Origin of the sequence: Mesorhizobium kowhaii (genome assembly GCF_003253745.1) — a bacterium.
Lineage (GTDB): Bacteria > Pseudomonadota > Alphaproteobacteria > Rhizobiales > Rhizobiaceae > Mesorhizobium > Mesorhizobium kowhaii.
This window is the reverse complement of sequence record NZ_MZXV01000080.1, coordinates 82,620-108,463: the sequence shown is the minus strand read 5'-3', so window position 1 is coordinate 108,463 and position 25,844 is coordinate 82,620. Positions and strand designations below refer to the sequence as shown.

The window sequence follows — 25,844 nt, the reverse complement described above, 5'->3', positions numbered from 1 at the left end:
CCTCGAATGTTTCTACTCGGCCGGCTCCACATCAGACCTGATCCAACCATGATCTTTCCGAAAACCGGTTCCCACTTTTCGGGATCATGGTCTGGTGTAGGCGGCTTCCTCGAGCTCGCGCTTCAGCCGCGCTTCCTCATGGGTCTTCGGCGTGACGAAGCGGCCTAGCAAGAGATAGGCAACCGGCGTCAGGAGCAGCGTCGAGACGGTGGCAAGGCCCAGTCCGCCGACGATGACCCAGCCGAGCGCCACGCGCGCCTCGGCACCGGCGCCGCTCGCCAGCACCAGCGGCAAGCCGCCGAGCACGGTGCAGATCATCGTCATCATTACCGGCCGAACGCGGATGATCGAGGCCTGTTCGATCGCTTCGCGCACACCAAGCCCGCGATCGCGCAGTTGGTTGGCGAATTCGACGATCAGGATGCCGTTCTTGGCCATGACACCGACCAGCAGCACCAGGCCGATCTGGCTGTAGGCATTGAGGCTGGTGCCCGAGAGCAGCAGCGCGAAGATGGCGCAGGCGAGCCCGAGCGGCACCGTCGCCATGATGATGACGGCGCTGACAAAGCTTTCGAACTGAGCGGCCAGCACCAGCAGGATGATGACCAGCGCGAAGCCGAAGATGGTGACCATGGCGCGGTTGGTCTCGCCCAGCGTCGCGGCCTCGGCCAACGGCAGGATGCGGCTGCCCGCGGGCAAAAGCGGCGTGGCGATTTCCTCGGCGCGGGTCAGCGCATCGCCGAGCGCGAAGTCGCCGTTGAGGTTGGAGGTGATGGCCACCGACGGCTGCTGCTGCTCGCGCGACAGCGACGGCGGCACGGCACGCTCGGTCAGCGTGGCAATGGTCGACATCGGCACGAAGCGGCCGTCTGATGTCTTCAGGAAGATGTTTTCCAGGTCGGTCGGGTCGTTGATCGGGTTGGTGGTCGAGACCAGCTTCACGCCGTAGCTGCGGTCGGCGATGTAGACGTCGACGACATCGTTGCCGTCGAGCATCGCCTGCAAGGTGTTGGCCAGCCCGGTGATGTCGATGCCGAGGTCGGAGGCGCGTTCGCGGTCGATGGCCACGGCCAGCTGCGGCTGCGTCGGGTCGATGGACAGGCGCGGTGTCTGGAAGCGCGGGTCCTTCTGCATCTCGGCAATGATCTTGACGGCCGCGTCGCCGAGTGCCTTGCGGTCATTGCCGACCAGCGTGAACTGCAGGCCGTTGCCGGCACCGCGAATGCCGAGACTGTTCGGCTGCACCGGGAAGATGCGCACGCTCGGCACCTGCCTGGTCAGCTGGCTGATCTCGGCCATGATCTCCTGCTGGCTGCGGCTGCGCTCGTTCCACGGCGCCAGCGTCATCACCATGAAGCCTGAGTTGTAGGAGCCGTTCTGGCCGGCGTTCTCGAAAGTGCTGCGGATCTCGCCGGAATCGCGCATCGGCTGGATCAGTTTCTCGATCTTCTGCATCTGCTGCGTCGTGTAGTCGAGGCTGACGCCTTGCGGGGCGCTGATGCGCAACAGCACGGCGGCGCGGTCCTCGGTCGGCGTCAGTTCCTGGCGGATGGTGCCGAACAGCGTGAAGGCGGTGCCGGCAAACAGCACCGCGACCAGAAGCACGATCCACGGCGCATCGAGGCAGGCATGCAGGGCGCGCTTGTAGGCTGCATTCAGCGCGCCGCCGATGCGGGCGCCGATGCCGTGGCCGCCTTCGTGGTGGAGCGATGCACTCGACAGCATGCGCGAGGCGAGCATCGGGCACAGCGTCAGCGCCACCACACAGGACAGCAGCACCGACATGGCGAGCACGAAGCCGAATTCGCGGAACAGGCCTCCGGTCTGGCCAGGCAGGAACGAGATCGGCACGAAGACGGCGACCAGCGTCAGCGTGGTGGCAATGACGGCGAAGAACACTTCCTGAGCGCCAAGCACGGCGGCGGCGCGCGAGCCCATGCCTTCATTGCGTCGTCGCACGATGTTTTCGAGCACGACGATGGCGTCGTCGACGACCAGTCCCGTCGCCAGCACCAAGGCGAGCAGGGTCAGGATATTGACCGAGAAGCCGGCCAGATAGATGGCGGCGATGGTGCCGATCATGGCGACCGGCATCGACAGTCCCGGGATCAGCGTTGCGCGCCAGTCGAGCAGAAAGACGTAGATGACGATCAGCACCATGGTCACGGACAGGCCGAGTGCGATCTCGACCTCGTGCACCGCGCCATTGACGAAAACCGCGTCGTCGCTGGTGATCTTGATCGACATGCCCTTGGGCAGGTTCTCCTGCAACTTGCCGACGGCGGCCTGAACACCGGTCGAGATGTCCAGCGTGTTCGATTCCGCCTGGCGGATGATGCCGATGCCGATCCCGGTCTTGCCATCCGAACGCAGCGTGGTCTGGCCGACATCGGGGCCGAGGGTGACGGTGGCGACGTCGCGGATGCGCGTCGTGCCACCGATGATGATGCTTTCGAATTCCTCGGGCGTGGTCACGTCCGCCGTCGTGCGGACGATCAGGTCCTGGTTTGTCGTGGTGATCGAACCGGCCGGTGAATCGAAAGCGACAGAAGCAAGCGCCGCCCTGAGGTCGGCAACAGTGAAGCCGAGGCTGGCGAGCTTGTTCTGGTCGACGTCGATGCGGAAGATCTTGTCGCGGTCGCCATAGACCTGGACGTCGGCAACGCCGGGCACGGCGGCCAGTTCGTCCTCGATCTGGTCCTGGACCACCACCGTCATGTCCTGGATCGACATGTTGTCCGAAGTCACCGCCAGTCGCATCACCGGGTCGGAATTGGCGTCGGCCTTGACGATGCGCGGCGGATCGGCCGTGTCCGGCATCTGGTTGGCGACACGGCCGACGGCGTCGCGCACGTCCGAGGCGGCGACGTTGAGGTCGACGCCGTCGTTGAACTCGATGGTGACGCGGCTCGAACCGAAAGAGGAGGACGACGAGATCGACTTGACGCCGGAGACGCGGGCGACAGCGCCCTCGATGGTGTCGGTCAGTTCACGGTCGACGGTTTCGGCCGCGGCGCCCTCGAAGGCGGTCGAGACCGTGACGACCGCGCGGTCGACGTCAGGCAGTTCGCGGATTTCGACGCCATAGAAGGCGGCCAGGCCGGCGACTGCGATCAGTGTGTTCAGCACGAAGGCCATCACCGGTCTGCGAATGAACAGGGCGGTAAAGCCGGTGTCGCTGGCAGCGTTGACGGGGCTGGTCATGAGCCTTCGGCGGCGTCCGCGGCGCGTTGCTCTTCGCCGGCGTTGCGCACCGCACCGCCCTCGCTGACGCTCTGGGTGCCTTCGGTCACCACCATGTCGCCGCTGTCGATCTCCGCGTCGATCAGCACGGTCTCGGAGTTGCGCTGGATGATGCGCACCGGGACCCGCTTGGCCTTGCCGTCCTCGATTTGCCAGACATAAGCGCCGTCCGAGCCCCAGAGGATCGCCAGCGGGCTGACCGCCGGATAGGTCTCGCCGGGGAACTTCATGATGATGCCGAACGACATGCCGGCACGCAGCGAATCGGCTGGGTTGGCGATCTTGGCCTTGACCTGAAGGGTGCGACTCTTTTCGTCGATGTGGTTGTCGATGGCCGAAACCGTGCCGGTATAGGCATTGCTGGGATTGGCGATCGGCGTCGCCGTCAATTGCGCGCCGACCTTGACGGCGGCTGCAAAGCGCTCGGGCACGAGGAAATCGACCAGGATGCTGGAACGGTCGTCGAGCGTGGCGATCGCCGACTGGTTGGTCACATAATTGCCGGCGGCGATCGGCAGGATGCCGACGGTGCCGGCGATCGGCGCGATGATAGAGCGGCGCTGCAGGGCAAGTTCGGCATCGCGAAGGACCAGTTTGGCGACCGCCAGCACCACTTCGGCATCGGCGACGGCGACCGGTGTCGCGGCGTTGGAAGCCCGCAGCGATTTCACCCGGTCGAGCTTGTTCTGCGAGTCCTGTAAAACGAGCTTGGCACGATCCTGCGCGATCACCTCGGTCTCGGAATCGAGGGTAGCAATGATTTGCCCCTTTTCGACGCGGGTGCCGGATTCGACCAACAGTTCGGCAAGGCGGCCGGAGCTGTAGGGATTGACGGTCACCGAGGCATTGGCACGGCCGGTGCCGATCGCCTGCAGGCGATCGTTGATAACAGCCGAAGTGGCGGCCAGGGCGACCACGTTCACCCGCCGGTTGCCGCCATTGCCGACGTTTGCCTGCTTGGCAGCACCGGTTTCAGCCGGGCGCGTTGCCACATAAACCCAGTCTATCCCCCAGCGTGCCAGTACGTCCGGTGCGCCCGGAAAAAAGCGCAGCCAGGCGGCTGCCGCCACGACCAGCACCACTAGCGCGAAAAGTATTTGTTTCCAGGCGGCCATCGGCACTCCGGTTGGCAAAACGATCCTTCCGTCTACCGGTTTCCCGAAATGAAGCAGACGCAGCGAGGCTATTCTAAGGCAAGAGGCCACCCCGATATCGCGTCTTTATGACAACTCTCCAGTGTCTGCGCACATTAAATATGCGTTACGTTGACGGCCTAACGCAGGCCTTCCATCTCGCGGATGCGTTTGGCGCCTTCTGCTTCCAGTTGCCTTGTGACGGCGCCGATCAGTGTTTCGGCGACGACGAAAAGGGCTGCCGAAGAATCCCACGCCGACGGCACTGCGGTACGTCCGGCAATGACATGGCGGGCGAAGCGGGCGATCGGCGACAGCCACTGGTCGGTGAAGAGCACGATCTGCACGCCGCGCTGATGTGCCTTCTCGGCGAAGCGGAGGAGGCTGTCCTGGTAGCGCCTGATGTCGAAGATCACGAGCACGTCGCGCTTGCCCATGTCGATCAGCCTGTCGCGCCACATGCTTTCCTGGCCGGCGAGGTGAAAGACATCGGGCTGGATGATGGCGAGGTGGGCGGCCATGTACCGCGCCAGCGGATCGGTGAAGCGGCCGCCGATCAGGAAGGTCTTGCCGCGCCGGTCGGCGAGGCGGGCGGCGATGTCGGCAAGCTGTTTGTCGGACAGGTGCCTGAATGTCTCGCGCATATTGTCGAGCGTCGCTTCCAGCATCGGTGACGCGGTGCCGCCGCCGGGCGAGGGCGGGTTGAGCGTCCTTATCGCCGGCGATTGCAGCTGCGCTGCCAGTTCGTCCTGCAGGCTCGACTGGAATTCGGGATAGTTCTGGAAGCCGAGCCGGGCAACGAAGCGCAGGATCGTCGGCGAAGAGACGCCGGCCGCGGCCGAGAATTCGGCAACCGTCTTGAGGCCGATCATCGGATAACTGGCGATCAGAGTCTGGGCTGCGCGCCGTTCGCTGGCCGGCATCGTGCCGATGCGGTCGGCAATCAGTTCGGCAATGCTGGAAATCATCTTTTCCCCACCCCTGGAGCGGGATGGTGGACCCATCCCGCTCCGTCTGTTTGTCTTGGCCGCATTTCTGCGACGCCAAGTGATTCCACTTGGCTGCAAAATGCTTCGGCCCGGTCCACCGTCTTTTCCGAAATCGTATTTGACAAAGCCGGATAAACTGTATGAAATCATCCACAGGGACGCAATGAGGCAAAATACGTAACATACGATACAGCGCTCCCCGGGGACGGCAGACTATGGAGAAAGCACGGCCCGCCAGCCTTGCATCGTCTGATACCGTGGGGGTGACCAACCCCGGCGGATCGAGCCCTTTCGTGCTGACCTGCGATCACGCCTCGAATTTCCTGCCGGCCGAGTTCGGCACGCTCGGCCTTGCCGCCGAGGACCTGTCCCGCCACATCGCCTGGGATCCCGGCGCGCTGCCGGTTGCCCGCCGCATGGCCGAGGCGCTTGACGCGACGCTGGTCGAAACCCGCATTTCGCGCCTCGTCATTGACTGCAACCGGCCGCTCGATGCGCCCGATCTGGTGCCGCCGGTCAGTGAGACCACGGCGATACCCGGCAATGCCGGCCTGTCGGACAAGCAGCGCGCGGCGCGCGTCGCGCTGTCGTGGCAGCCGTTTCATGCCGCCATCGAGCAGATTGTCGACGACAGGCTGGCGCGCGGGCAGGAAACCCGCCTGGTTTCCGTGCATTCCTTCACGCCGGTCTACAAGGGCCGCAACCGGCCCTGGCATATCGGCATCATCCATGACGAGGACCGCCGGCTGGCGTCACCGCTGATTGGCGCGCTGAAGCGGCTTGCCGGCGTCACCGTCGGCGTCAACGAGCCCTATTCGCCGGCCGACCGCGTCTATTTCACGCTGGAACGCCACGCGCGTTCGCGCGGCCTGCCGTGTGCGATGATCGAAATCCGCAACGACGAAATCGCCGGCGAGACCGGGCAGCGGAAATGGGCGGATCTGCTCACGGGCATTTTTTCGGATCTGGAGCCAGAGGAGGCCAAGGGCTCTCGAACAAGCGCAGTCGGCAAGTCAGTTCAATCGGCCAGCTAAGAACCAACAGGGGAAATCAAAATGGCAGCACCGGGTTATACAGACGTAGACAAGACGGAGGACCTGAAGGTTCTCCATGGCATGGGCTATGCCCAGGAATTGTCGCGAAGCATGAGCCGCTTCTCGAATTTCGCGATCTCGTTCTCGATCATCTGCATCCTTTCGGGCGGCATCAACTCCTTCGCGCAGGCGACGTCGTCGATCGGCGGCGCGGGCGCGGGTATCGGCTGGATCGTCGGCTGCTGCGTTTCAGGGTTTTTCGCTCTTGCCATGGCGCAGATCGCCTCGGCATTCCCGACCGCCGGCGGCCTCTATCACTGGTCTTCGATCCTCGGCAACCGCTTCACCGGCTGGCTGACGGCCTGGCTCAACCTGTTGGGCTTGATCACCGTGCTCGGCGCCATCAACATCGGCACGGCTTTCTTCTTCGTCGGTACTTTCGGCGGGGCTTTCGGCATTACGGGGACGCCAGGCGAAATCGTCGGGTTCGTCACCATCATCACCATTCTTCAGGCGGTGCTCAATCACTTCGGCATCAAGCTCACGGCCATGCTGACGGATGCTTCGGGCTTCCTCATCCTGGGCGCGACGGCGGTCCTGATCGTGGCTTGCCTGGTTTTTGCGCCGGCGATCGATATCACGCGGCTGTGGACGTTCACCAACTATTCGGGTGATGCGGGTGGCGGTGTCTTCCCGCAGTCGGATTCCATGAGCTATCTGTTCCTGCTCTGCCTGCTTCTGCCCGTCTACACCATCACCGGCTACGACGCGTCGGCGCACACCTCCGAAGAGACAGAGAAGGCAGCACACTCGGTGCCGCAGGCGATCGTTTCGTCCGTGCTCTGGTCTTCGCTGATCGGCTGGGTGATGCTGTGCGCAATCGTTCTGGCGATCCCGGACCTGGCTGCCGGCGCCAAGCAGGGCTGGAGCGTGTTCTTCTCGACTATGGATGCGATCCTGCCGGTCTGGCTGAAAGAGCTGCTTTACCTGGCGATCCTGATCTCGCAGTTCCTCTGCGGTCTCGCCACGGTGACCTCGGCCTCGCGCATGTTGTTTGCCTTCTCGCGTGACGGCGGCATGCCGGTCGGCTCAGCCTCGCTCGCCAAGGTCAGCCCAAGCTGGCGCACGCCGGTCAACGCCATCTGGACCGCCGCGATCCTCGAGATCATCTATGTCTTTCTTGCCCAGTTCATCTCGATCGGCGGCACCAACATCTACACCATCGTCGTCAATTCGACGCTGGTGTTCCTGTTCCTGTCGTTCACCATTCCGATCGTGCTCGGCATGATGACTTTCGGAACGGCGAAATGGCCAACTCCGGGTCCTTGGAATCTCGGCGCCGGGCTGTTCAAGCTGTTTTGCGTCCTGTCGGTTGTCGGCATGGTGATCATCTTCTACATCGCCATCCAGCCGCCGAACGACAAGGTGCTTTACATCACCATTGGCTTCATCGTGCTGACCGCCGTGCTTTGGTTCGGTTTCGAGAACCGCCGCTTCCAGGGTCCGCCGATCGGCGATCAGATCGCCAAGCGCAAGGCTGCCATCGCGGCTGCCGAGCTGGCCGTCGGCGAGACCGGCCACTGATATCCACCATCATGGCCATGGCCGGCATCGTGCCGGCCATGGTTTTGTTGAAACTCATTCAAAGCTCAAGCGCTGGAGTGCCAAAGGAATGGCCGGAAATTTCTCGTTCGATCAGTTGAAGAAAGCGGTCTCCAGCGGCGAGATCGACACGGTGCTGGCCTGCATCGTCGACATGCAGGGCCGGCTCGCGGGAAAACGGTTCCTGGCGCAGTATTTCGTCGATTCCGCGCATGACGAGACGCACGGCTGTAACTATCTCTTGGCCGCCGATATCGATATGGAGCCGGTGCCCGGCTACAAGGCGGCGAGCTGGTCGAAGGGCTATGGCGATTTCGTCATGAAGCCGGATCTGGCGACGCTGCGGCGCATTCCGTGGCTGGAGAAGACGGCGCTGGTGATCTGCGACGTGCTCGATCACCACACCCATGACGACCTGCCGCATTCGCCGCGCGCCATCCTGAAGAAGCAGGTCAAGCGGCTGACGGAGCGCGGCTATATCGGCTATTTCGCTTCCGAGCTCGAGTTCTATCTGTTCAACGAGACCTACGATTCCGCCCGCAAGAAACACTGGCAGGGTCTCGATACCGCCTCGCCCTATATCGGCGACTATCAGATCGGCATCACCACCAAGGAAGAAGGCGTCATGCGCCGGCTTCGCAACGAGATGGAAGCGGCCGGCATCCCGATCGAGAATTCCAAGGGCGAGTGGGGCCCAGGCCAGGAAGAGATCAATGTGCGCTATGCCGAGGCGCTCGACATGGCCGATCGCCACGTCATCCTGAAGAATGGCGCCAAGGAGATTGCCGAGTCCGAAGGCAAGGCGATTTCCTTCATGTCCAAGTACAATTACGGGCTGGCCGGCAATTCCAGCCATATCCACAATTCGCTGTGGAGCGCCGACGGCAAGACGCCGCTGTTCTTCGACAAGAAGGCCGACTGGACGCTGTCGACGCTTGGCCAGCAATGGGCGGCGGGACAGCTGAAGTACGCCAAGGAATTCACCTGGTTCCTGGCGCCCTACATCAACTCCTACAAGCGCTTCCAGGCCGGCACCTTTGCGCCGACCAAGATCATGTGGAGCGAGGACAACCGCACCGCCGGCTTCCGTCTGTGCGGCGAGGGCACCAAGGGCATCCGCATGGAATGCCGGATCGGCGGCGCCGACCTCAACCCCTATCTCGCCTTTGCGGCGCTGATCGCCGCCGGCCTTGCCGGCATCGACGAGAAGCTCGAACTGCAGAAGCCCTTCGTCGGCGATGCCTACCAGGCGTCGCGTTTGCCGGAGATCCCGAAGACGCTGCGCGACGCCACCGAGACGCTGGTGAAGTCGAAGATGCTGAAGCAGGCGCTCGGCGAGGATGTGCTCGAACATTATGTGCATACCGCAAAGTGGGAGCAGCTCGAATACGACCGCCGCATTACGGATTGGGAACTGCACAGGGGCTTCGAGCGGTACTAAACTAGCCCGCGAACGTTGGCGCCGCCCCTCACCCTTGCCCTCTCTGTGTGAAGAACGCGAAGAGGGGGCGCCAATGCTAGAGCTTCTCCCCGTCACCATACGAAGAAGGTGCCGGCAGGAGGATGAGGGGCAGCGCCAAGCCATAAGATTTTTGTTGTAGAATGCGAGGACTTACAAATGACCGAGACGGTCAAACTCAAATCCCCCATCGATGGCTCGATCTATGCCGAGCGGCCCGTGGCGACGGACCAGGCGATCAATGCCGCGATCGAACGCGCCAAGGCGGCGCAAGAGAAATGGGCCGAGACGCCGATCGTCGAGCGCGGCAAGTACATGCTGGTGATGCTGGAAGCGCTGGTCGCGATGACCGACGAGATCGTGCCGGAGATTGCCTGGCAGATGGGGCGCCCGGTGCGCTATGGCGGCGAGTTCGGCGGCGTCAAGGAACGCACCAACTACATGGTCGAGATCGCCGAGGCGGCGCTGCGGCCGATGCCGGCTTCCAACCCGAAGGACGGCTTCAGGCGCTATGTGAAGAAGGATCCGCTCGGCGTGGTCATGGTGATCGCGCCGTGGAATTATCCCTACCTCACGGCGGTCAACACCATCGTGCCGGCGCTGATGGCCGGCAACGCCGTCATCCTCAAGCATGCAGCGCAGACGCTGCTGGTCGGCGAGCGTTTTCAACAGGCTTTCGACAGAGCGGGCCTGCCCAAGGGCGTGTTCCAGAATGTCGTGCTCAACCATGCACAGACCGAGAAGTTGCTCGGTTCGGGCAAGATCGACCACGTCAACTTCACCGGTTCTGTCGGTGGCGGCCGCGCCATCGAAAAGGCGGCCGCGGGAACCTTCATGACGCTCGGCCTCGAGCTTGGCGGCAAGGATCCGGCCTATGTGCTGCCCGACGCCAAGATGGATCATGCGGTCGCCAATCTGGTCGACGGCGCCTTCTACAATTCCGGCCAGTGCTGTTGCGGCATCGAACGCGTTTACGTGCACGAAAAGGTCTATGACGAATTCGTCGAGGGCTTCATCGCCGAGACCAAGAACTACGTCGTCGGCAATCCGCTCGACCAGGCGACGACGATGGGACCGATGGCGCAGGCGCGTTTCGCCGACCTGATCCGCGAGCAGAAGGCCGAGGCGCTGCGCAAGGGCGCGGTGGCGCAAATCAACATGAAGGTGGCCAACGACAAGGCCGGCTCGCCCTATCTGGCGCCGGAAGTGCTGACGCAAGTCGACCATCAGATGAGCGTCATGCGCGAGGAGAGTTTTGGGCCGATCGTCGGCATCATGAAGGTGCGCAACGATGAAGAGGCGATCGCGCTGATGAACGACAGTCCTTACGGGCTGACCGCCTCGATCTGGACGCGTGATACAGAGCATGCGGTGGCGATCGGCAACCGCGTCGAGACCGGCACGGTGTTCATGAACCGCTGCGATTATCTCGATCCGGCCCTGGTCTGGACCGGCGTCAAGGACACCGGCAAGGGCGCTGGTCTGTCCGCCATCGGCTATGACAATCTGACCAGGCCAAAATCCTTCCACCTGCGCGAAGCCATCTGACTTTTCGAAAGACAAAAAATGTCCAAGCTCATCTCCAAATGGAACTATCCCACAACTGTCCGCTTCGGCGTCGGGCGCATCAAGGAACTGCCTGAGGTTCTGGCGGCTACCGGCATCAAGCGGCCGCTGTTCGTCACCGACCCCGGCCTGGCGAAATTGCCAGTCGTCGCCTCGACCCTAAAGATCCTCGACGATGCCAAGGTCCCTTACGGCGTCTTTTCCGAAGTGAGGCCGAACCCGGTCGAGTCCAATCTGACCGCCGGCATCGCGGTGTTCAAGAACGGCAAGCATGACGGCGTCATCGCCTTCGGCGGCGGCTCGGCGCTCGATCTCGGCAAGCTGATCGCCTTCCAGGCCGGCCAGACGCGGCCGGTGTGGGACTTCGAGGATGTCGACGACTGGTGGACGCGCGCCAATTCCGACGTGATCGCGCCGATCATCGCGGTGCCGACCACAGCCGGTACCGGATCGGAAGTCGGCCGCGCCGGCGTCATCACCAATGAGGCGACCCACACCAAGAAGGTCATCTTCCATCCCAAATTGTTGCCTTCTATCGTCATTGCCGATCCGGAACTGTCGGTCGGCATGCCCGGCTTCATCACCGCCGGCACCGGCATGGACGCGCTTGCCCACTGCCTCGAGGCCTATTGCGCACCGGGTTACCATCCGATGGCCGATGGCATCGCCGTCGAAGGTGTCAGACTTGTCTTCGAGAACCTGCCCAAGGCCTATGCCAACGGCAAGGATCTCGTCGCGCGCGCCCATATGATGAGCGCCGCCGCGATGGGCGCCACCGCCTTCCAAAAGGGGTTGGGCGCCATCCACTCGCTGTCGCATCCGATCGGCGCGCTCTACGACACCCATCACGGCATGACCAATGCCGTCTTCATGCCCTATGTGCTGGCCTTCAACCGGGACTCCATCGAGGAGCGCATCGGGCGCCTCGCCGCCTATTGCGGCATCAGGGGCGGCTTCGACGGCTTCGCCAAGGCGATCATCAAGCTGCGCAAGGAATTGAAGGTGCCGCATGCGCTGCCCGGCCTGATCAAGGGGCTCGACATGGACAAGAAGCGCAAGGGCCTGATCGCCGACATGGCGGTGGTCGATCCGACCGCCGGCGGCAACCCAGTCAAGCTGACCAAGAAGGCGGCGCTGACCTTGCTCGAAAACGCCATCGCCGGCACGATCTGAGGCGTTTTTCCGCGCAGGAAATTGATCTGAAAAGGGGCTACAAAAACAAGGGGGAGGACAACGGGCAAGGCAGAAACTAGTTAGCCGGAAAAAGAATCGCGAGGCGATTGCTACAGCCGGTTAAAAAGAGTTTACTTTTTCGCACTGCGAGCAGCCGGTTTCACAAAGCTTTCATCTGGCTGTCACATGAAAACGATACCGGATCGCAGGCGTCCAACGGCGTCAGTTCAACGGAGAGAACACATGTTCAAATTCACGGGGAAAGTGCTTTCCCTTTCGGCCGCGGCGCTTTTCGCGTCGACGGTGATTTCGTCCGCGGATTCGATGGACGATCTCGTCAAGGCCGCCAAGGCCGAAGGCCAGCTCACCACCATCGCGCTGCCGCATGACTGGTGCGGCTATGGCGCCGTCATCGACGGCTTCAAGGCGAAGTATCCGGAAATCAAGATCAACGAACTCAACCCCGATGCCGGCTCCGGCGACGAGGTCGAGGCGATCAAGGCCAACAAGGACAACAAGGGCCCGCAGGCGCCTGACGTCATCGACGTCGGCCTGGGCTTCGGCCCGACCGCAAAGGCCGACGGCCTGTTGATGCCCTACAAGGTGTCGACCTGGGACTCGATCCCCGATAGCGCCAAGGACGCCGATGGCGCATGGACCGGCGACTACTACGGCGTGCTGTCCTTTCTGGTCAACAAGGACCTCGTCAAGGAAGCACCTGCGGACTGGGCTGACCTGCTGAAGCCGGAATTTGCCAACACTGTCGCGCTGGCCGGTGATCCGCGCGCCTCGAATCAGGCCATCCAGGCCGTCTATGCCGCCGGCCTTTCTGGTGGTGCGGCTGCCGGTGAAGCCGCCGGCACTGCTGGCCTCGACTTCTTCAAGAAGCTCAACGCCGCCGGCAATTTCGTGCCGGTCATCGGCAAGCCTGCGACGCTTGCCCAGGGGCAAACGCCGATCCTGGTCACCTGGGACTACAATGCGCTTGCTGGCCGCGATACGCTGAAGGGCAACCCGCCCGTCGACGTGGTCGTGCCGAAGACCGGCGTCGTCGCCGGCGTCTATGTGCAGGCGATCAGCGCTTTCGCACCGCACCCGAACGCCGCCAAGCTGTGGCTGGAGTATCTCTACTCCGACGAAGGCCAGATTGGCTGGCTCAAGGGCTATTGCCACCCGATCCGCTTCAACGATCTCGCCAAGAACGGCAAGCTTCCGGCGGACGTGATGGCGAAGCTACCGCCGGCTGAATCCTATGCGGCCGCGGTGTTCCCGACGCTCGACGAGCAGGGCAAGGCCAAGGAAGCCATCACCAAGAACTGGGATGCCGTCGTCGGCGCCAACGTCAAGTAAGACTTGAACAAACCGGGCGGCCGCGTGGCCGCCCGGTGTCCCTCGAAGACGGTAGCCGGCGCATGACCGACCTCTCGCTTTCCAATCAGGCCATCGCGGGGAAGACCGCGCCTCCAAGCGAGGCCCGCGCCTTGCGGCTGCCGACGCAGTGGCTCGGCGTTGCGCCATTCTTCATCTTCGCCATCATGTTCCTGATCCTGCCCACGCTCTATCTGATGCTGGGCGCATTCCAGAACGACGCCGGCGAATTCACGTTCGAAAACATAGCGGCACTGGCGCAGCCGTCGATTGTTGCTGCCTACTGGATCTCGCTCAAGGTCAGCCTTGCCTCGGCGCTGATCGGCGCCTTCGCGGGCCTGGCGATTGCCATCGCCATTGTGCGCGGCGGCCTGCCGGAGTGGATACGCTCGGCGACCCTGACATTCTCTGGCGTTGCTTCGAATTTTGCCGGCGTACCGCTGGCCTTTGCCTTCCTCGCTACGCTCGGTCGGCTTGGCCTCGCCACCGTGCTCCTGAACACCGTGTTCGGCCTCAACATCTACGCGCACGGCTTCAACATCCTGTCGTTCTGGGGGCTGACGCTGACCTATGTCTATTTCCAGATTCCGTTGATGGTGGTCATCATCACGCCGGCGATCGACGGCTTGAAGAAGGAATGGGGCGAGGCCGCCGCGACGCTCGGCGCCACCCAGGCGCAATACTGGCGCATGGTGGTTATCCCGGTAATCTGGCCGAGCTTCCTCGGCACGGTCATCCTGCTCTTCGCCAATGCCTTCGGCGCCATCGCCACCGCCTATGCGCTGACCGGCTCCTCGCTCAACATCGTGCCGATCCTGCTCTACGCGCAGATTCGCGGCGATGTGCTGCACAATGCTCATCTCGGCTATGCGATCGCCTTCGGCATGATCGTCATCACCGGCCTCGCCAATGTCTTCTACATCTGGTTCCGGACGCGTTCGGAGAGGTGGCTGAAATGAAGTCTGGAAAATTCTGGGCCTGGGTCGTCTTCGCGCTGGGTGCGGCCTATTTCTTCATTCCGCTGATCGCGACGGTGGAATTCTCCATGCGCATGCGGCGTGGCGCCTATTCCTTCGACGCTTACCAGATCGTGCTTGGCGATCCTCGTTTTCAGGCGACCTTCGGCTACTCGGTGCTCGCCGCCATCTTCACCATCATTCTCGGCGTGCTGATCGTGGTGCCTGCGGCCTACTGGATCCGGCTGCGCCTGCCCCAGCTGCGGCCGATCGTCGAGTTCATCACGCTGCTGCCGCTGGTCATTCCGGCCATCGTCATCGTCTTCGGCTATATCAGGATGTACGGTTCGAATTCGCCGCTGCCGTTCCTGGCGACCGACATGGGTACCAATGCCTTGCTGGTTATCGGTTATGCGATGCTGGCGCTGCCCTATATGTATCGCGCGGTCGATACCGGACTGCGCACCATTGACGTCAGGACGCTGACCGAAGCGGCGCAGATCCTTGGCGCCGGTTGGGGCACGATCATTGGTCGAGTGATCCTGCCCAATGTGCTGATCGCCGTGTTGTCGGGCGCGTTCCTCACCTTCGCCATCGTCATTGGCGAATTCACCATGGCCAGCCTGCTCAACCGGCCCGCCTTCGGCCCCTATCTGCAAAACGTTGGCGCCAACCGCGCTTATGAGCCGGCGGCGCTTGCCATCATCGCCTTCGCCATCACCTGGGGCTGTATGTCGCTGATCCAGATCCTGTCCCGTTTCGCGCCGAGATCGGCGAACCGCCCGAACTGATCGAAAGAAAAAGCCATGGCCGAACCATTCCTCTCCATCCAGCATGTGCGAAAATCCTTCGGCGCCACCACTGTGGTCGAGGATTTCAATCTCGATGTCGAGCCGGGCGAGTTCGTTTCCTTCCTCGGGCCGTCCGGCTGCGGCAAGACCACCGTTCTGCGCATGGTCGCCGGTTTCGAAGAGCCGTCGGCGGGCAAGATCGTCGTTGCAGGCAAGGACATTACGAGGCTAAAGCCAAACCAACGCAATGTCGGCATGGTGTTCCAGGCCTATGCGCTGTTCCCCAACCTGACGGTGGCGCAGAATATCGGCTTTGGACTGAAGGTCGCCGGCATGCCCAAGGCGGACATCGATAGACGCGTGGCCGAGATGCTCGACATCATCAAGCTGCCGCAGATGGCCGACCGCTATCCCTACCAGCTCTCCGGCGGCCAGCAGCAGCGCATCGCGCTGGCGCGGGCGATTGCGCCGAAGCCGAAGCTGCTTTTGCTCGACGAGCCGCTGTCGGCGCTGGACGCCAAGGTGCGCGTGTCGCTGCGCGAGGAAATCCGCTCGATCCAGAAGAAGCTCGGCATCACCACCATCTTCGTCACCCATGACCAGGAAGAGGCGCTGTCGATCTCCGACCGCATCGCCGTCATGTATGGCGGCAAGGCCGAGCAGGTCGGCACGCCGTTCGAGATCTACAACCGGCCAGCGACCAAGTTCGTCGCCAATTTCGTTGGCACGCTGAACGTGCTCGAAGGCACGGTGACCGATGCCGCATCTGGCAGAGTGCGCGTCAACAGCGAGGAGGTCCTGCTCAAGGGCAAGCTCAACGGGTCCAAGTCAGGCGACACGCTGTCGCTGGCGCTGCGGCCGGAGGCGATTTCGCTCGGCCGCCAGCCCGGCCGCGATTCCAGCCTGTCCGGTGAAATCTCCGAGGTGCATTTCCTCGGCTCGGTGATCCGGGTTCGCGTCGGCATCGGTGGCAGCACGGTCTCGCTCGACACCTTCAACAGTCCAGCCGCTCCGCCGCCGGCTGTCGGCGAGAAGGCCGAGATCTCGTTCTCGTCGAGCGATATGCTGGTGCTGCACTAAAGCGCGTCGCGTCGAAACGGATTCATGCGACGCGCTTTAAGTCCTTGTTTCCATGCATGTCGTTGCCTCAAAACCGGGGCCACTTTTGAGCGACATGCATTGGGCAGCAGAGAGGCGGGCAGAAGAAGAACCCAGCCCTCAGGCCGGCGCAATAAACGGCTGCATCACTGTCTGAGAGACCGGCAGGGCTTCCATCCGCGCGGCATGGATTTCCAATGGGGGGAAGTCGGCCAGCGACGCGAGCCCCGGATGCGCGATGTCGGCATGGCCGATGCGGTCGCCGAACCAGTGGGTGTCGATCTTCCAGAACGCCGGCAATCCGATCCGGGCATACTGCCAGGAGCCGAGAGTGCGTTGGACAATCAACAGCATCTTGTCATCTAACCACTGCCAACGATCCTGCTTCGCCGCTACGATAGGCTATGGCGCTTTTCGAACTGACCCTTATCCTGCTTTTGACCGCCGTCGCGCTGACGGCGCTGTCGCGGCGGCTGGAGATACCTTATCCTTCGCTGCTGGCTCTGGCAGGCGCCGGTCTCGCTTTCGTACCTGGCGCGCCGACCATCGAGATCGACCCGGAGCTGGCGCTGGCGCTGTTCATTGCGCCGGTGCTTCTGGATGCCGCCTACGACACATCGTTGCGGGATCTCAACCGCTACCGGCTGCCGCTCGTGGCTCTGGCGCTTGGCGCCGTCATCTTCACGACGGCGGTCGTTGCTTTCGTCGGCTGGAAAATGGCCGGGCTGCCGATTGCCGCGGCGATAGCGCTCGGCGCCATCGTCGCGCCGCCGGACGCGGTGGCGGCCAGCGCGGTGCTCGGGCAGTTCAAGGTGCCGCACCGCGTCACCGCCATCCTGCAGGGCGAGAGCCTGCTTAACGATGCCACCGCGCTCCTGATCTACCGGTTGGCGGTTTCGGCAACGCTCGGCGCGATCATGCTGAGCAACGCCATACCGACGATCCTGTTGTCGACGATCGGCAGCCTGGCCGCGGGTTATCTGCTTGCCCGCTTTTCGCTGCTGACGCTCAGCCGGATCGAGGATGCGGCAAGCAGCACGGTGGTGCAATTCGCCGGAACTTTCGGGGTCTGGATCCTGGCCGACAGGCTGGGCCTTTCGGCCATCATCACCATCGTCGTCTATGCCATGACCCTCGCACGCAGGGCGCCGCGCCGCATGTCGGCAAGGCGGCGCGTCAGCACCTATTCGGTGTGGGAGTCGGCGGTCTTTGTGCTCAACGTGCTGGCCTTTGTGCTGATGGGCCTGCAGGCACGGTCGATCGTCGGCCGGCTTGCCGGGGAAGGGCAGGGCGAAGCGTTCGTCTTCGCCGCAACGGTGCTGGCCGTCGTCGTCGTGTCGCGCCTCGTCTGGGTGTTGGGCTACGGCGTGATCATACGATGGTTTGCCCGCTTCGGCAGTGAGGACCAAAGGCGAGAAGCGCCATCGTTTCGCGGCGGCGTGCTTATCGGCTGGTGCGGCATGCGCGGGCTGGTGACGCTGGTCGCGGCCTTTGCCTTGCCGGTCGAATTTCCCGGCCGCGATCCGATCGTGCTCGCCGCCTTCGCGGTCGTTCTCGGTACGCTGGTGCTGCAAGGAATGACGCTGAAGCCTTTGCTGCGCCTGCTCAACTTCGATCCGGACACGACAGTCGATCGCGAAGTGGCGCAGGCGCGTGTCGCCATCATGCAGGCCGCGCTCAACGTGTTGAGCGGCAAGACATCGAATGCGGCTGCTGCCGTGCGCGCGCAATATACGGCCCAGCGCACGATCGCCGAAAACCCGGAAAATGCGCAGGCGGCGACGGAGTATGACCGGCTGCGTCTCTATGCCATCAACCGCCAGCGTGACACGCTTGAGGAACTGCGCCGCAACGGCACGATCGGCGACGAGGCCTATCACCGGCTTGAAGAGGAAATCGACTGGTCGGAATTGGCGGCATCGCCGGCTGGAAGTTTCCAGCCGCTCACCACCACATAGGTGGTGTCTCCTCCTGGCCCAGCCACGCTGTCGCCGCGGTCCATTGCAGGGCCATCGCCGAACCGTTACTGCCATCATCGAAAGTGAGCCGGATAAGCAATGAAGCTGGTCAGCTACAACATCCAGTACGGGTTCGGCAGCGACGGGCGCTACGATCTTTCGCGTGCCGCCCGCATCGTCGCCGGCGCCGATATCATTGCGCTGCAGGAAGTCGAACGGCACTGGCAACGCAGCAATTGCGACGACCAGCCGGAACTGCTTTCCCGCCTGCTGCCGGACTATCACTGGGTCTATGGTCCGGCCCTCGACATGGATGCCAGCGAGCGGCGTGACGGCCGCCTGGTCAACCGACGCCGTCAGTTCGGCACCATGGTACTGTCGAAACTACCGATCGTCTGGTCGCGGCTGCATACGCTGCCGATGCGCCGCACGCTGCGGCCGCTCAACACCCGCAATGCGGCGCTCGAATGCATGATCCGCACGCCGGCGGGCCCGGTTCGGGTGCTGTCGTTGCATCTCGCCCATATCGCGGTCGAGGAGCGGCTGGAGCAGATCGACTATCTGCTTGCCGAGCATCGCCGTGCGCCTTCCGAAGGCGGGCCGTGGAGCGGCGCCGATGACGAGCCTGCCCGCAACTGGAGTAATGGTGAGCCGGAGCCGGAGAACCCAATGGCGGCGATCTGGCTGGGCGATTTCAACATGGAGCCGGGCAGCGCCGAATACAGCCGCATCGTCGGCAGCACGCCCTATCATCGTGGCGCCGCCTACCTCGATGGCTTCGTCGATGCCGCTGCCGTTGCCAGCGAGCCTCCCGCGGATTTCCACACCCATGTGAAGACCATCGACGGCAAGGTGGCAAAGCGCCGGCTCGACCATTGCTTCGTCGGCGGCATGTTTGCGGGGCGCGTGCGCTCGGTCAGCGCCGACATGGGTGAGGTCGCGTCGGATCATTTTCCGCTGCGGATCGACATCGATCTCAAGACGCCGCTCGCCATGGAGCGCGGCGGATGAGCCTGATATGACGCTCTTCGTCTTCTTCGCGGTGCTTGCCGCCGCCGCCATGCACGCGATCTGGAACGCGCTGGTCAAGGTCCATCTCGACCGTTTCCTGTCGATCACGCTGATGACGCTCGGCATGGGCGCTGCTGCCCTCGTGGTGCTGCCCTTCGTCGAGGTGCCGAAAGCCGAAGTGTGGCCCTATATCATGGCCTCGGTGCTCTTCCACATGGGCTACCGGACCTTCCTGATCGGCGCCTATAAGGCCGGCGATTTCGCCCAGACCTATCCGCTGGCGCGCGGCACAGCGCCTCTGCTGGCAGCCCTTGGCGGTATGTTCGTGGTCGCCGAGGTGCCAGCGCCGCTTGCCATTCTGGGCATTTTTCTGTTGTCGACCGGCACGCTGGTGATGTCGTTTCGCGGCGGTGCGCATCTGGAAAAGCTGAACCTGCGTGCGGTCGGTTTCGCGCTGGGCACCTCGATCTTCATCGCCAGTTACACGCTGTCCGACGGCAGCGGCGCGCGACTGGCCGCCACGGCGCAGAGCTATGCCGCCTGGCTGTTCATCTGCGATGCGCTTGGCGCGCTGGTGCTATGCCTCATCTTCCGTGGGCCGAAGGCGCTGCCGGTGCTGGCGCGTGACTGGAAGGTGGGCCTGTTCACCGGCGTGCTCAGCGGTGCAGCCTACTGGATCGTGATGTGGGCGATGACCAAGGCGCCGATCGCTTCGGTGGCGTCGCTGCGCGAAACCTCGATCCTGTTCGCCATGATGATCTCGGTGTTCGCGCTCGGCGAGAAGATGACGGGCTGGCGCGGTGCCGCCGCGCTCAGCATTGTCGCCGGTGTCGTCGCGCTCAGGCTGGGCTGAGCATGATCCCGAAAAGTTGCAGACTTTTCGGCAAAGATCATGCGTGAAAAACCAGCCAGATCTTTCAGCCCAGCACCGTCATCACTTGGCCGCGTCTTTCTGGACTGAAGCGGATGACGACGATGATGCAGACGGCGACCACGCCGGCAAAAAGCGCCAGCGCGTAGCCATAGCTGCCCCCGACCCTTTCCGCGATGCCTGCCTGGTAAGGGCCGCCGTAGGAGGCGGCGAGATTGCCGGCCTGATAGATGAAGCCGGGCAAGGTCGCGCGCACCGACCCGGGTGAAAGCTCGTTGAGGTGTACCGGGATGACACCCCAGGCGCCCTGGACCGCGACCTGCATGACGAAGGCGCCGATGGCGAGCATGAAAGGCGTGGTGCTGTAGGCCCACAGCGGAATGGATGGCAAGGCGATCAGGCACGCCAGGGTGATGGCGTTGACGCGGCCGATCTTCTCCGACAGCGCACCGAACGCCAGGCCACCGCCGATGGCGCCGATATTGGCAACGATGGTGATCCAGCTCACCGTATGGGGATCGAAGCCGTGCTGCTTCTTGAGGAAGGTCGGGTAGAGGTCCTGCGTGCCATGGCTGAAGAAATTGAAGAACATCATCAGCACGACGGCATAAAGCGCAACACCCCAATGCTTCTGCAACGTCTCCAAAAGACCCGGTCTGGCGGTCTTCTGCGCTTCGACGAAAGCCGGCGATTCCGGCACATGCGAGCGGATGAAGAGCACGATCAGTGCCGGCACGAAGCTGAGCAGGAACATGGCGCGCCAGCCGATCGTGTAGCCGCCGATCGTTTGTTGATAGAGCAGGCCATAGACCACCGCTGCCAGGAGGTAGCCGGCCGGGTAACCGCATTGCAGGATGCCCGAAACCATGCCGCGCGCGCTGGGCGGGATGGACTCCATGGCGAGCGAACTGCCGAGCCCCCATTCGCCGCCCATGGCGATGCCGAACAGGGCGCGCAGCGCCAGGAAGATCCCGAGATTGGGCGAAAAGGCGGCCAAGGCGCCGATCACCGAATAGCTGACGATGTTGAGCATGAGGATGGGTTTGCGCCCGTATTTGTCGGCAAGCATGCCGAAGAAGAATGCGCCGATGAAGCGCGTCGCCAAGGTCAGGAACAGCGCCTTCGAGACTGCCGGGACATCGGTCTGGAATTCGGTCGCAATATCCGTGAGCAGGAATGTCAGAAGGAAGAAATCAAAGGCATCGAGCGTCCACCCCAGGAATGAGGCCAGGACGGTTTTCTTCTGTTGGGCGTTGAGGTTCAAGACGTGCTCCTTTGCCATCCCCGGGCAACGATATGTCGCCCGGTTCGCAAAAGAGAACAGCCATCAGCCGGCTTTCGAAAAACCGGCGGTCACTTTTTCGTAAGGTCGAGATCGAAGACCATCAACCCGTCGGTGCCGCCTTCGAGGGCTGCAACCAGCCGGGCGCCGGCGCGCTGATGGGCTTCATGCACCAGATAGGCGTCGCGGGCGGCGGCATCGCGGAAATCGATGGTGAAGCCGTGCGTGAAGCCGCGCGCGAACGGCTCCGGGCTGACATTGGCGCTGAATTTGACGGTGTCCATGCCGTCGATCACCTGTCGCAGCGCCTCGAGGTCGGCATGGATCGCCGCACGCTCGGCAGCGGAAACATCATTGCGAAACCTTGCGAAAACACAGTGCCGGATCATCTTCAGGGTCCCTTCAAGCTGCACGGTTTCCGGAAAACACCGCCGGCGGCAGCGGCTCGCGGCCAAGGATCAGGTCGGCACCCTTCTCGCCGACCATGATGGTCGGCGCATTGGTGTTGGAGGAGGGCACACGCGGCATCACCGAGGCGTCGCAGACCCGCAGGCCTTCGATGCCGCGCAGCCGCAGATCGGGTGTGACCACCGCCATGTCGTCATGGCCCATGCGGCAGGTGCCGACGGGATGATGGTCGGTCTTGGAGCTGCGGCAGGCATAGTCGAACAGCTCGTCGTCGCTGGCGAGCGACGGGCCGGGCAACACTTCGCGCAGCACGTAGGGCTGAAGCGCCTTCTGCCGCATGATTTCGCGCGCCAGCCTCAGCCCCTTGATCGACATGGCGCGGTCGTAGGGATCGGACCAGTAGTTCGGATCGATCAGTGGGTGGTCGGCCGGGTCGGCGCTCTTCAGCCGCACCGTGCCGCGCGAGCGCGGCCGCAGGAAGGCCGAGTTCAGGGTGACGCCCGGGTTGTTCAGCTTCTCGACGCCGGCCTCGATGCCGGAGCCGAGGCCGAGATGGAACTGGATGTCGGGCGAGGCGGCGGTCGGGTCGGCGTACCAGAAGCCGCCGGTCTCGAATAGGCTGGAGGCCACCGGTCCCTTCTTGAGGAGCAGGTACTGCAGGCCGGCCCAGGCCGTGCGGTGCAGCTTGGCGTAGTTGTCGTAAGTGTGGTCGCCGGTGCATTCGGCGATGACGAACAGATCAAGATGGTCCTGCATGTTGGAGCCGACACCGGGCAGGTCATGCACCGGCGTGACGCCAACCGCCTTCAGATGGTCGGCAGGACCGATGCCCGACTGCATCAACAGCTTCGGCGAGCCGATGGCGCCGGAGGCGATGATCACCTCGCGCCCGGCGCGGAGGATTTTCTTCTCGCCGCCCGGCCTGTCAACGATTTCGACGCCGATGGCGCGGCCTTTCTCGACGACAATGCGCGTCACCAGCACGTCGGTCCTGACGGTGAGGTTCTTGCGGGCGCGGATCGGTCTGAGGTAGGCGACCGAAGCGGATGAACGGCGGGCATCCTTCTGGGTCAATTGGTAGTAGCCGACGCCTTCCTGGCTGGCGCCGTTGAAATCCGGGTTGAACGGAATGCCCATCTCCTGGCCGGCGCGGAAATAGGCTTCGCAGATCGGCAGCGGCGAAATCGGGTTCGACACACCGAGCGGGCCCTGGTCGCCATGAAAGTCGTTGGCGTAGCGCTGGTTGTTCTCGGCGCGTTTGAAATAGGGCAGCACGTCGCGGTAGCCCCAGCCGGCGAGACCCTCTTCCTTCTCCCAGGCGTCGTAGTCGCGGGCATTGCCGCGCGTGTAGATCTGGGCGTTGATGGAAGAACCGCCGCCGACCACCTTGGCCTGCGTGTACCAGAAGACGCGGTCCTTCATGTGCTTCTGCGGCACCGTCGACCAGCCCCAGGAAGCAATGCCCTTGGTCATCTTGGCAAAGCCCGCCGGCATGTGGATATAGGGATGCCAGTCCTTGCCGCCGGCTTCCAGCAGCAGCACCTGATGCGTCGGATCCTCGCTCAGCCGGTTGGCCAGAACGCAGCCGGCGGGGCCGGCGCCCACGATGATGTAGTCGGTCATGACACTATCCACCTTACAGCCGCGGCACGGAGAGCGCGCCGTCGACATTGATGATCGAGCCGGTCGAAAAGCCGAGCTTGCCGCCGGCGAGCGTCGCCACCACGGCACCGATGTCCGACGCTTCGCCCCAGCGCTTTGCCGGCACCAGCCCGCCGTCGATCAAGGCGCCGTATTTGGCGGTGACGCCTGATGTCATATCGGTGCGGATGATGCCCGGCCGCACCTCGAACACAGCGATGTCTTCGGCGGCGAGCCTGAGCGCCAGGGTCTTCACCCACATCGACAGCCCGGCTTTCGAGATGCAGTAGTCCGGCCGTTCCGGCGACGCCATTTCGGCACTGACCGAGGTGATGGTGATGATCGATTTCGGGTGATCGCCCGGTGAGGCCAGCATCGCCTTGGCGATGGCCTGGCTGAGAAACACGGTGCCGCGCAGATTGACGTTGAGCGCCCGGTCGAAGTTCTCCGGCTTCAGCTCCAGGAGATCGCCGCGCACGACGGCGCCGACGCCGGCATTGTTGACCAGGCAGTCGATGCGGCCGAAGGCGCGCATCGCCGCGTCGACGAGTGTGGTGTGACTGGCAAGATCGGCGATGTCGCAGCTGACATAAGCGAACTTCGCGCCGTGCTTGGCGATGTCTTTGGCTAACCCGTCAGCGGGTTTTTCGGCAAGGTCGGCGACCAGAATATCGAAGCCGGCATCGGCAAGCGCCCGGGCGCAGGCAAGTCCAATGCCGCGCGCGCCGCCGGTGACGATGGCTGCAGGACGGGTCATGTGGAAAGCTCGGTCTTGCGAATATGGTCGGCGACACGCAGCGCTTGTGCGGCGATCGATAGCGCCGGATTAACGGCGGCCGAGTTCGGCAGGAAGCCGCCATCGACAACGAACAGATTCTGATGATCGAAGGACCGGCAGAACGGGTCGAGCGGCGCGGTCGCCGGATCGTCACCCATCTTGACCGTGCCGCACTGGTGCGACGGCGTGCGCTTGTCGAAGGGGCGCGACAGCACGATCGGGTAACCGCAGGCGCGGAAGTTTTCGCGCATCACCTTGGTCAGCCCGTCCAGCGACTGCATGTTGGAGCGCCGCCATTGCATGACGATGTCCTTGCCGTCGACCATGATGCGGCTTTCGGGATCGGGCAGATCCTCGCACATCAGATACCAGTCGACAGCATGGCCGGCCATGAAATCGAGCGCGAATTTCGGCGCGAACTTTACATTGGCGCTGAGGATGTTGCCGTCGATCTTGCCGAGAAGCTGGACGTTACCGAGCGGCTTGCCGCCCTTGCCGTCGGACAGATAATAATCGTTCAGCATCAGCGTCTTCTGGTAGACGGCATCGTTCCGGCGGCGCGGATCGATTGCCAGCATGGCGCTGGAATTGTGGTTCATGAAATTGCGGCCGACCTGGTCGGAGCGGTTGGCAAGGCCCTTGCCGTCGGGAGAAGGCGAGCGCAGCAGGATGACGGCGGAATTGATCGCGCCGGCGGAGAGGATGACCAGCTTCGGCGTCAGTTTTTTCAACGCGCCATTCTGGCGGTAATGAACTGCGACGATGGTTTTGCCGTCGGCCGAGGCTTCGAGATATTCGACATAGGCGCCGGTTTCGAGCCGGATGTTCTGGTCGGTGAGGGCAGCCGTCAGCGGTCCTGTTTGCGCGTCTACCTTGCCTTGCCCGGTGTTCGGGAAAGCATCCCAGCCGGTCTTGCCATCCTTCAGCCAGGTGTCGATGTCGACGCCGAGCGGCAGCGAGGCCGGATGCAGGCCGAGGCCCTTGAGTTCGGCGCGGGCGCGCGCGATCGGCGCCTCGTCCGGTACCGGCTTGAAGGCGTAGGGGATCGAGTGGAATGGCTCGGTCGGATCCTCGCCCAGTGTGCCGCGCACGCGAAACAGTTGCTCGGCCTTCGAATACCAGGGCTCGAATTCTTCGTAGGAAAACGGCCAGGCCGGCGACACGCCGCCGAAATGCTCCATGGCCGAAAAGTCTTCCCTGCGGTAGCGGATCAGCACCGCGCCATAGAATTTCGAATTGCCGCCGACGTAGTAGTAGTTGCCGGGGTTGAAGGCCGCACCGCCGGCTTCGCGCCACATCTCCTTCGGCCGGTAGTGGCCGTCGACGAAGATGGACCGCGTGTCGCGCGCATGCGGCGTTGCCGGCAACGGTTCGCCGCGCTCCAGCATCAGGATCGAGGCACCGCTGCCGGCAAGGCCGGAGGCGATCGTGGCGCCGCCGATGCCGGAGCCGATGATGACGATATCGGGATTTGCCATCTCGG

Annotated in this window: 21 protein-coding genes; 12 read left to right on the top strand and 9 right to left on the bottom strand. The window is 63.3% G+C overall.

Features of this window, described 5'->3' with window-relative positions; all coding sequences use genetic code 11:
• Positions 1–84: 84 nt before the first annotated feature.
• The 3 genes from B5V02_RS35975 to B5V02_RS35965 all read right to left on the bottom strand — a co-directional run bounded on the left by B5V02_RS35975 (position 85) and on the right by B5V02_RS35965 (position 5,344).
• Positions 85–3,204 (bottom strand): efflux RND transporter permease subunit, encoded by a 3,120-nt coding sequence (locus B5V02_RS35975; protein ID WP_111548706.1) that lies wholly within the window; start codon positions 3,202–3,204, stop codon positions 85–87.
• Complete coding sequence (locus tag B5V02_RS35970; RefSeq protein ID WP_111548705.1) at positions 3,201–4,358, bottom strand: efflux RND transporter periplasmic adaptor subunit; 1,158 nt, start codon at positions 4,356–4,358, stop codon at positions 3,201–3,203. Before B5V02_RS35970 ends, B5V02_RS35975 begins: the two co-directional genes overlap by 4 nt.
• 158 nt (positions 4,359–4,516) lie before the next feature.
• Positions 4,517–5,344 (bottom strand): MurR/RpiR family transcriptional regulator, encoded by an 828-nt coding sequence (locus tag B5V02_RS35965; RefSeq protein ID WP_111548704.1) that lies wholly within the window; start codon positions 5,342–5,344, stop codon positions 4,517–4,519.
• Between the two features lie 236 nt (positions 5,345–5,580).
• Here B5V02_RS35965 and B5V02_RS35960 point away from each other — a divergent pair, with 236 nt between their 5' ends.
• The 9 genes from B5V02_RS35960 to B5V02_RS35920 all read left to right on the top strand — a co-directional run bounded on the left by B5V02_RS35960 (position 5,581) and on the right by B5V02_RS35920 (position 16,394).
• Entirely contained in the window at positions 5,581–6,399 is an 819-nt protein-coding gene (locus tag B5V02_RS35960) for an N-formylglutamate amidohydrolase (protein WP_111548703.1), read from the top strand.
• A 21-nt stretch (positions 6,400–6,420) separates the two neighbouring features.
• Positions 6,421–7,983 carry an amino acid permease gene (locus B5V02_RS35955; protein ID WP_111548702.1) on the top strand — a complete coding sequence of 521 codons (1,563 nt, stop codon included), beginning with the start codon at positions 6,421–6,423 and terminating at the stop codon, positions 7,981–7,983.
• An 88-nt stretch (positions 7,984–8,071) separates the two neighbouring features.
• Positions 8,072–9,442, top strand: coding sequence for a glutamine synthetase family protein (locus B5V02_RS35950; RefSeq protein WP_111548701.1), 1,371 nt, complete (start codon positions 8,072–8,074; stop codon positions 9,440–9,442).
• A 177-nt stretch (positions 9,443–9,619) separates the two neighbouring features.
• On the top strand, positions 9,620–11,008 hold the full coding sequence (locus tag B5V02_RS35945; RefSeq protein WP_111548700.1) for an aldehyde dehydrogenase family protein: 1,389 nt from the start codon (positions 9,620–9,622) through the stop codon (positions 11,006–11,008).
• Between the two features lie 18 nt (positions 11,009–11,026).
• Complete coding sequence (locus B5V02_RS35940; protein WP_111548699.1) at positions 11,027–12,199, top strand: iron-containing alcohol dehydrogenase; 1,173 nt, start codon at positions 11,027–11,029, stop codon at positions 12,197–12,199.
• 243 nt (positions 12,200–12,442) lie between these two features.
• On the top strand, positions 12,443–13,549 hold the full coding sequence (locus tag B5V02_RS35935; protein ID WP_111548698.1) for an ABC transporter substrate-binding protein: 1,107 nt from the start codon (positions 12,443–12,445) through the stop codon (positions 13,547–13,549).
• Between the two features lie 62 nt (positions 13,550–13,611).
• On the top strand, positions 13,612–14,526 hold the full coding sequence (locus B5V02_RS35930; RefSeq protein ID WP_111548697.1) for an ABC transporter permease: 915 nt from the start codon (positions 13,612–13,614) through the stop codon (positions 14,524–14,526).
• Entirely contained in the window at positions 14,523–15,314 is a 792-nt protein-coding gene (locus tag B5V02_RS35925; RefSeq protein WP_111548696.1) for an ABC transporter permease, read from the top strand. Before B5V02_RS35930 ends, B5V02_RS35925 begins: the two co-directional genes overlap by 4 nt.
• A 15-nt stretch (positions 15,315–15,329) precedes the next feature.
• Positions 15,330–16,394: an ABC transporter ATP-binding protein gene (locus B5V02_RS35920; RefSeq protein WP_111548695.1), complete on the top strand. Its 1,065-nt coding sequence runs from the start codon at positions 15,330–15,332 to the stop codon at positions 16,392–16,394.
• Positions 16,395–16,532: 138 nt separating this feature from the next.
• On the opposite strand, the gene B5V02_RS35910 is transcribed toward B5V02_RS35920, so the two are convergent.
• Entirely contained in the window at positions 16,533–16,766 is a 234-nt protein-coding gene (locus B5V02_RS35910) for a hypothetical protein (RefSeq protein ID WP_245446370.1), read from the bottom strand.
• Positions 16,767–16,816: 50 nt separating this feature from the next.
• Here B5V02_RS35910 and B5V02_RS35905 point away from each other — a divergent pair, with 50 nt between their 5' ends.
• The 3 genes from B5V02_RS35905 (at position 16,817) to B5V02_RS35895 (ending at position 20,234) form a co-directional block, all read left to right on the top strand.
• A complete protein-coding gene (locus B5V02_RS35905) occupies positions 16,817–18,370 on the top strand; it encodes a cation:proton antiporter (RefSeq protein ID WP_111548694.1) in 1,554 nt (517 codons plus the stop codon).
• Positions 18,371–18,469: 99 nt separating this feature from the next.
• Positions 18,470–19,381 (top strand): endonuclease/exonuclease/phosphatase family protein, encoded by a 912-nt coding sequence (locus B5V02_RS35900; protein ID WP_111548693.1) that lies wholly within the window; start codon positions 18,470–18,472, stop codon positions 19,379–19,381.
• A gap of 7 nt (positions 19,382–19,388) precedes the next feature.
• Positions 19,389–20,234, top strand: a complete 846-nt coding sequence (locus tag B5V02_RS35895; protein WP_111548692.1) for an EamA family transporter — start codon at positions 19,389–19,391, stop codon at positions 20,232–20,234.
• Between the two features lie 64 nt (positions 20,235–20,298).
• On the opposite strand, the gene B5V02_RS35890 is transcribed toward B5V02_RS35895, so the two are convergent.
• The 5 genes from B5V02_RS35890 to B5V02_RS35870 all read right to left on the bottom strand — a co-directional run bounded on the left by B5V02_RS35890 (position 20,299) and on the right by B5V02_RS35870 (position 25,839).
• Positions 20,299–21,516, bottom strand: a complete 1,218-nt coding sequence (locus tag B5V02_RS35890; RefSeq protein WP_167458805.1) for an MFS transporter — start codon at positions 21,514–21,516, stop codon at positions 20,299–20,301.
• An 89-nt stretch (positions 21,517–21,605) separates the two neighbouring features.
• Entirely contained in the window at positions 21,606–21,923 is a 318-nt protein-coding gene (locus B5V02_RS35885; protein ID WP_111548947.1) for a Dabb family protein, read from the bottom strand.
• 13 nt (positions 21,924–21,936) lie between these two features.
• Positions 21,937–23,565, bottom strand: coding sequence for a GMC family oxidoreductase (locus tag B5V02_RS35880; RefSeq protein ID WP_111548690.1), 1,629 nt, complete (start codon positions 23,563–23,565; stop codon positions 21,937–21,939).
• 13 nt (positions 23,566–23,578) lie between these two features.
• Complete coding sequence (locus B5V02_RS35875; RefSeq protein WP_111548689.1) at positions 23,579–24,340, bottom strand: 3-ketoacyl-ACP reductase; 762 nt, start codon at positions 24,338–24,340, stop codon at positions 23,579–23,581.
• Entirely contained in the window at positions 24,337–25,839 is a 1,503-nt protein-coding gene (locus B5V02_RS35870) for a GMC oxidoreductase (protein WP_111548688.1), read from the bottom strand. Before B5V02_RS35870 ends, B5V02_RS35875 begins: the two co-directional genes overlap by 4 nt.
• Between the last annotated feature and the right edge of the window lie 5 nt (positions 25,840–25,844).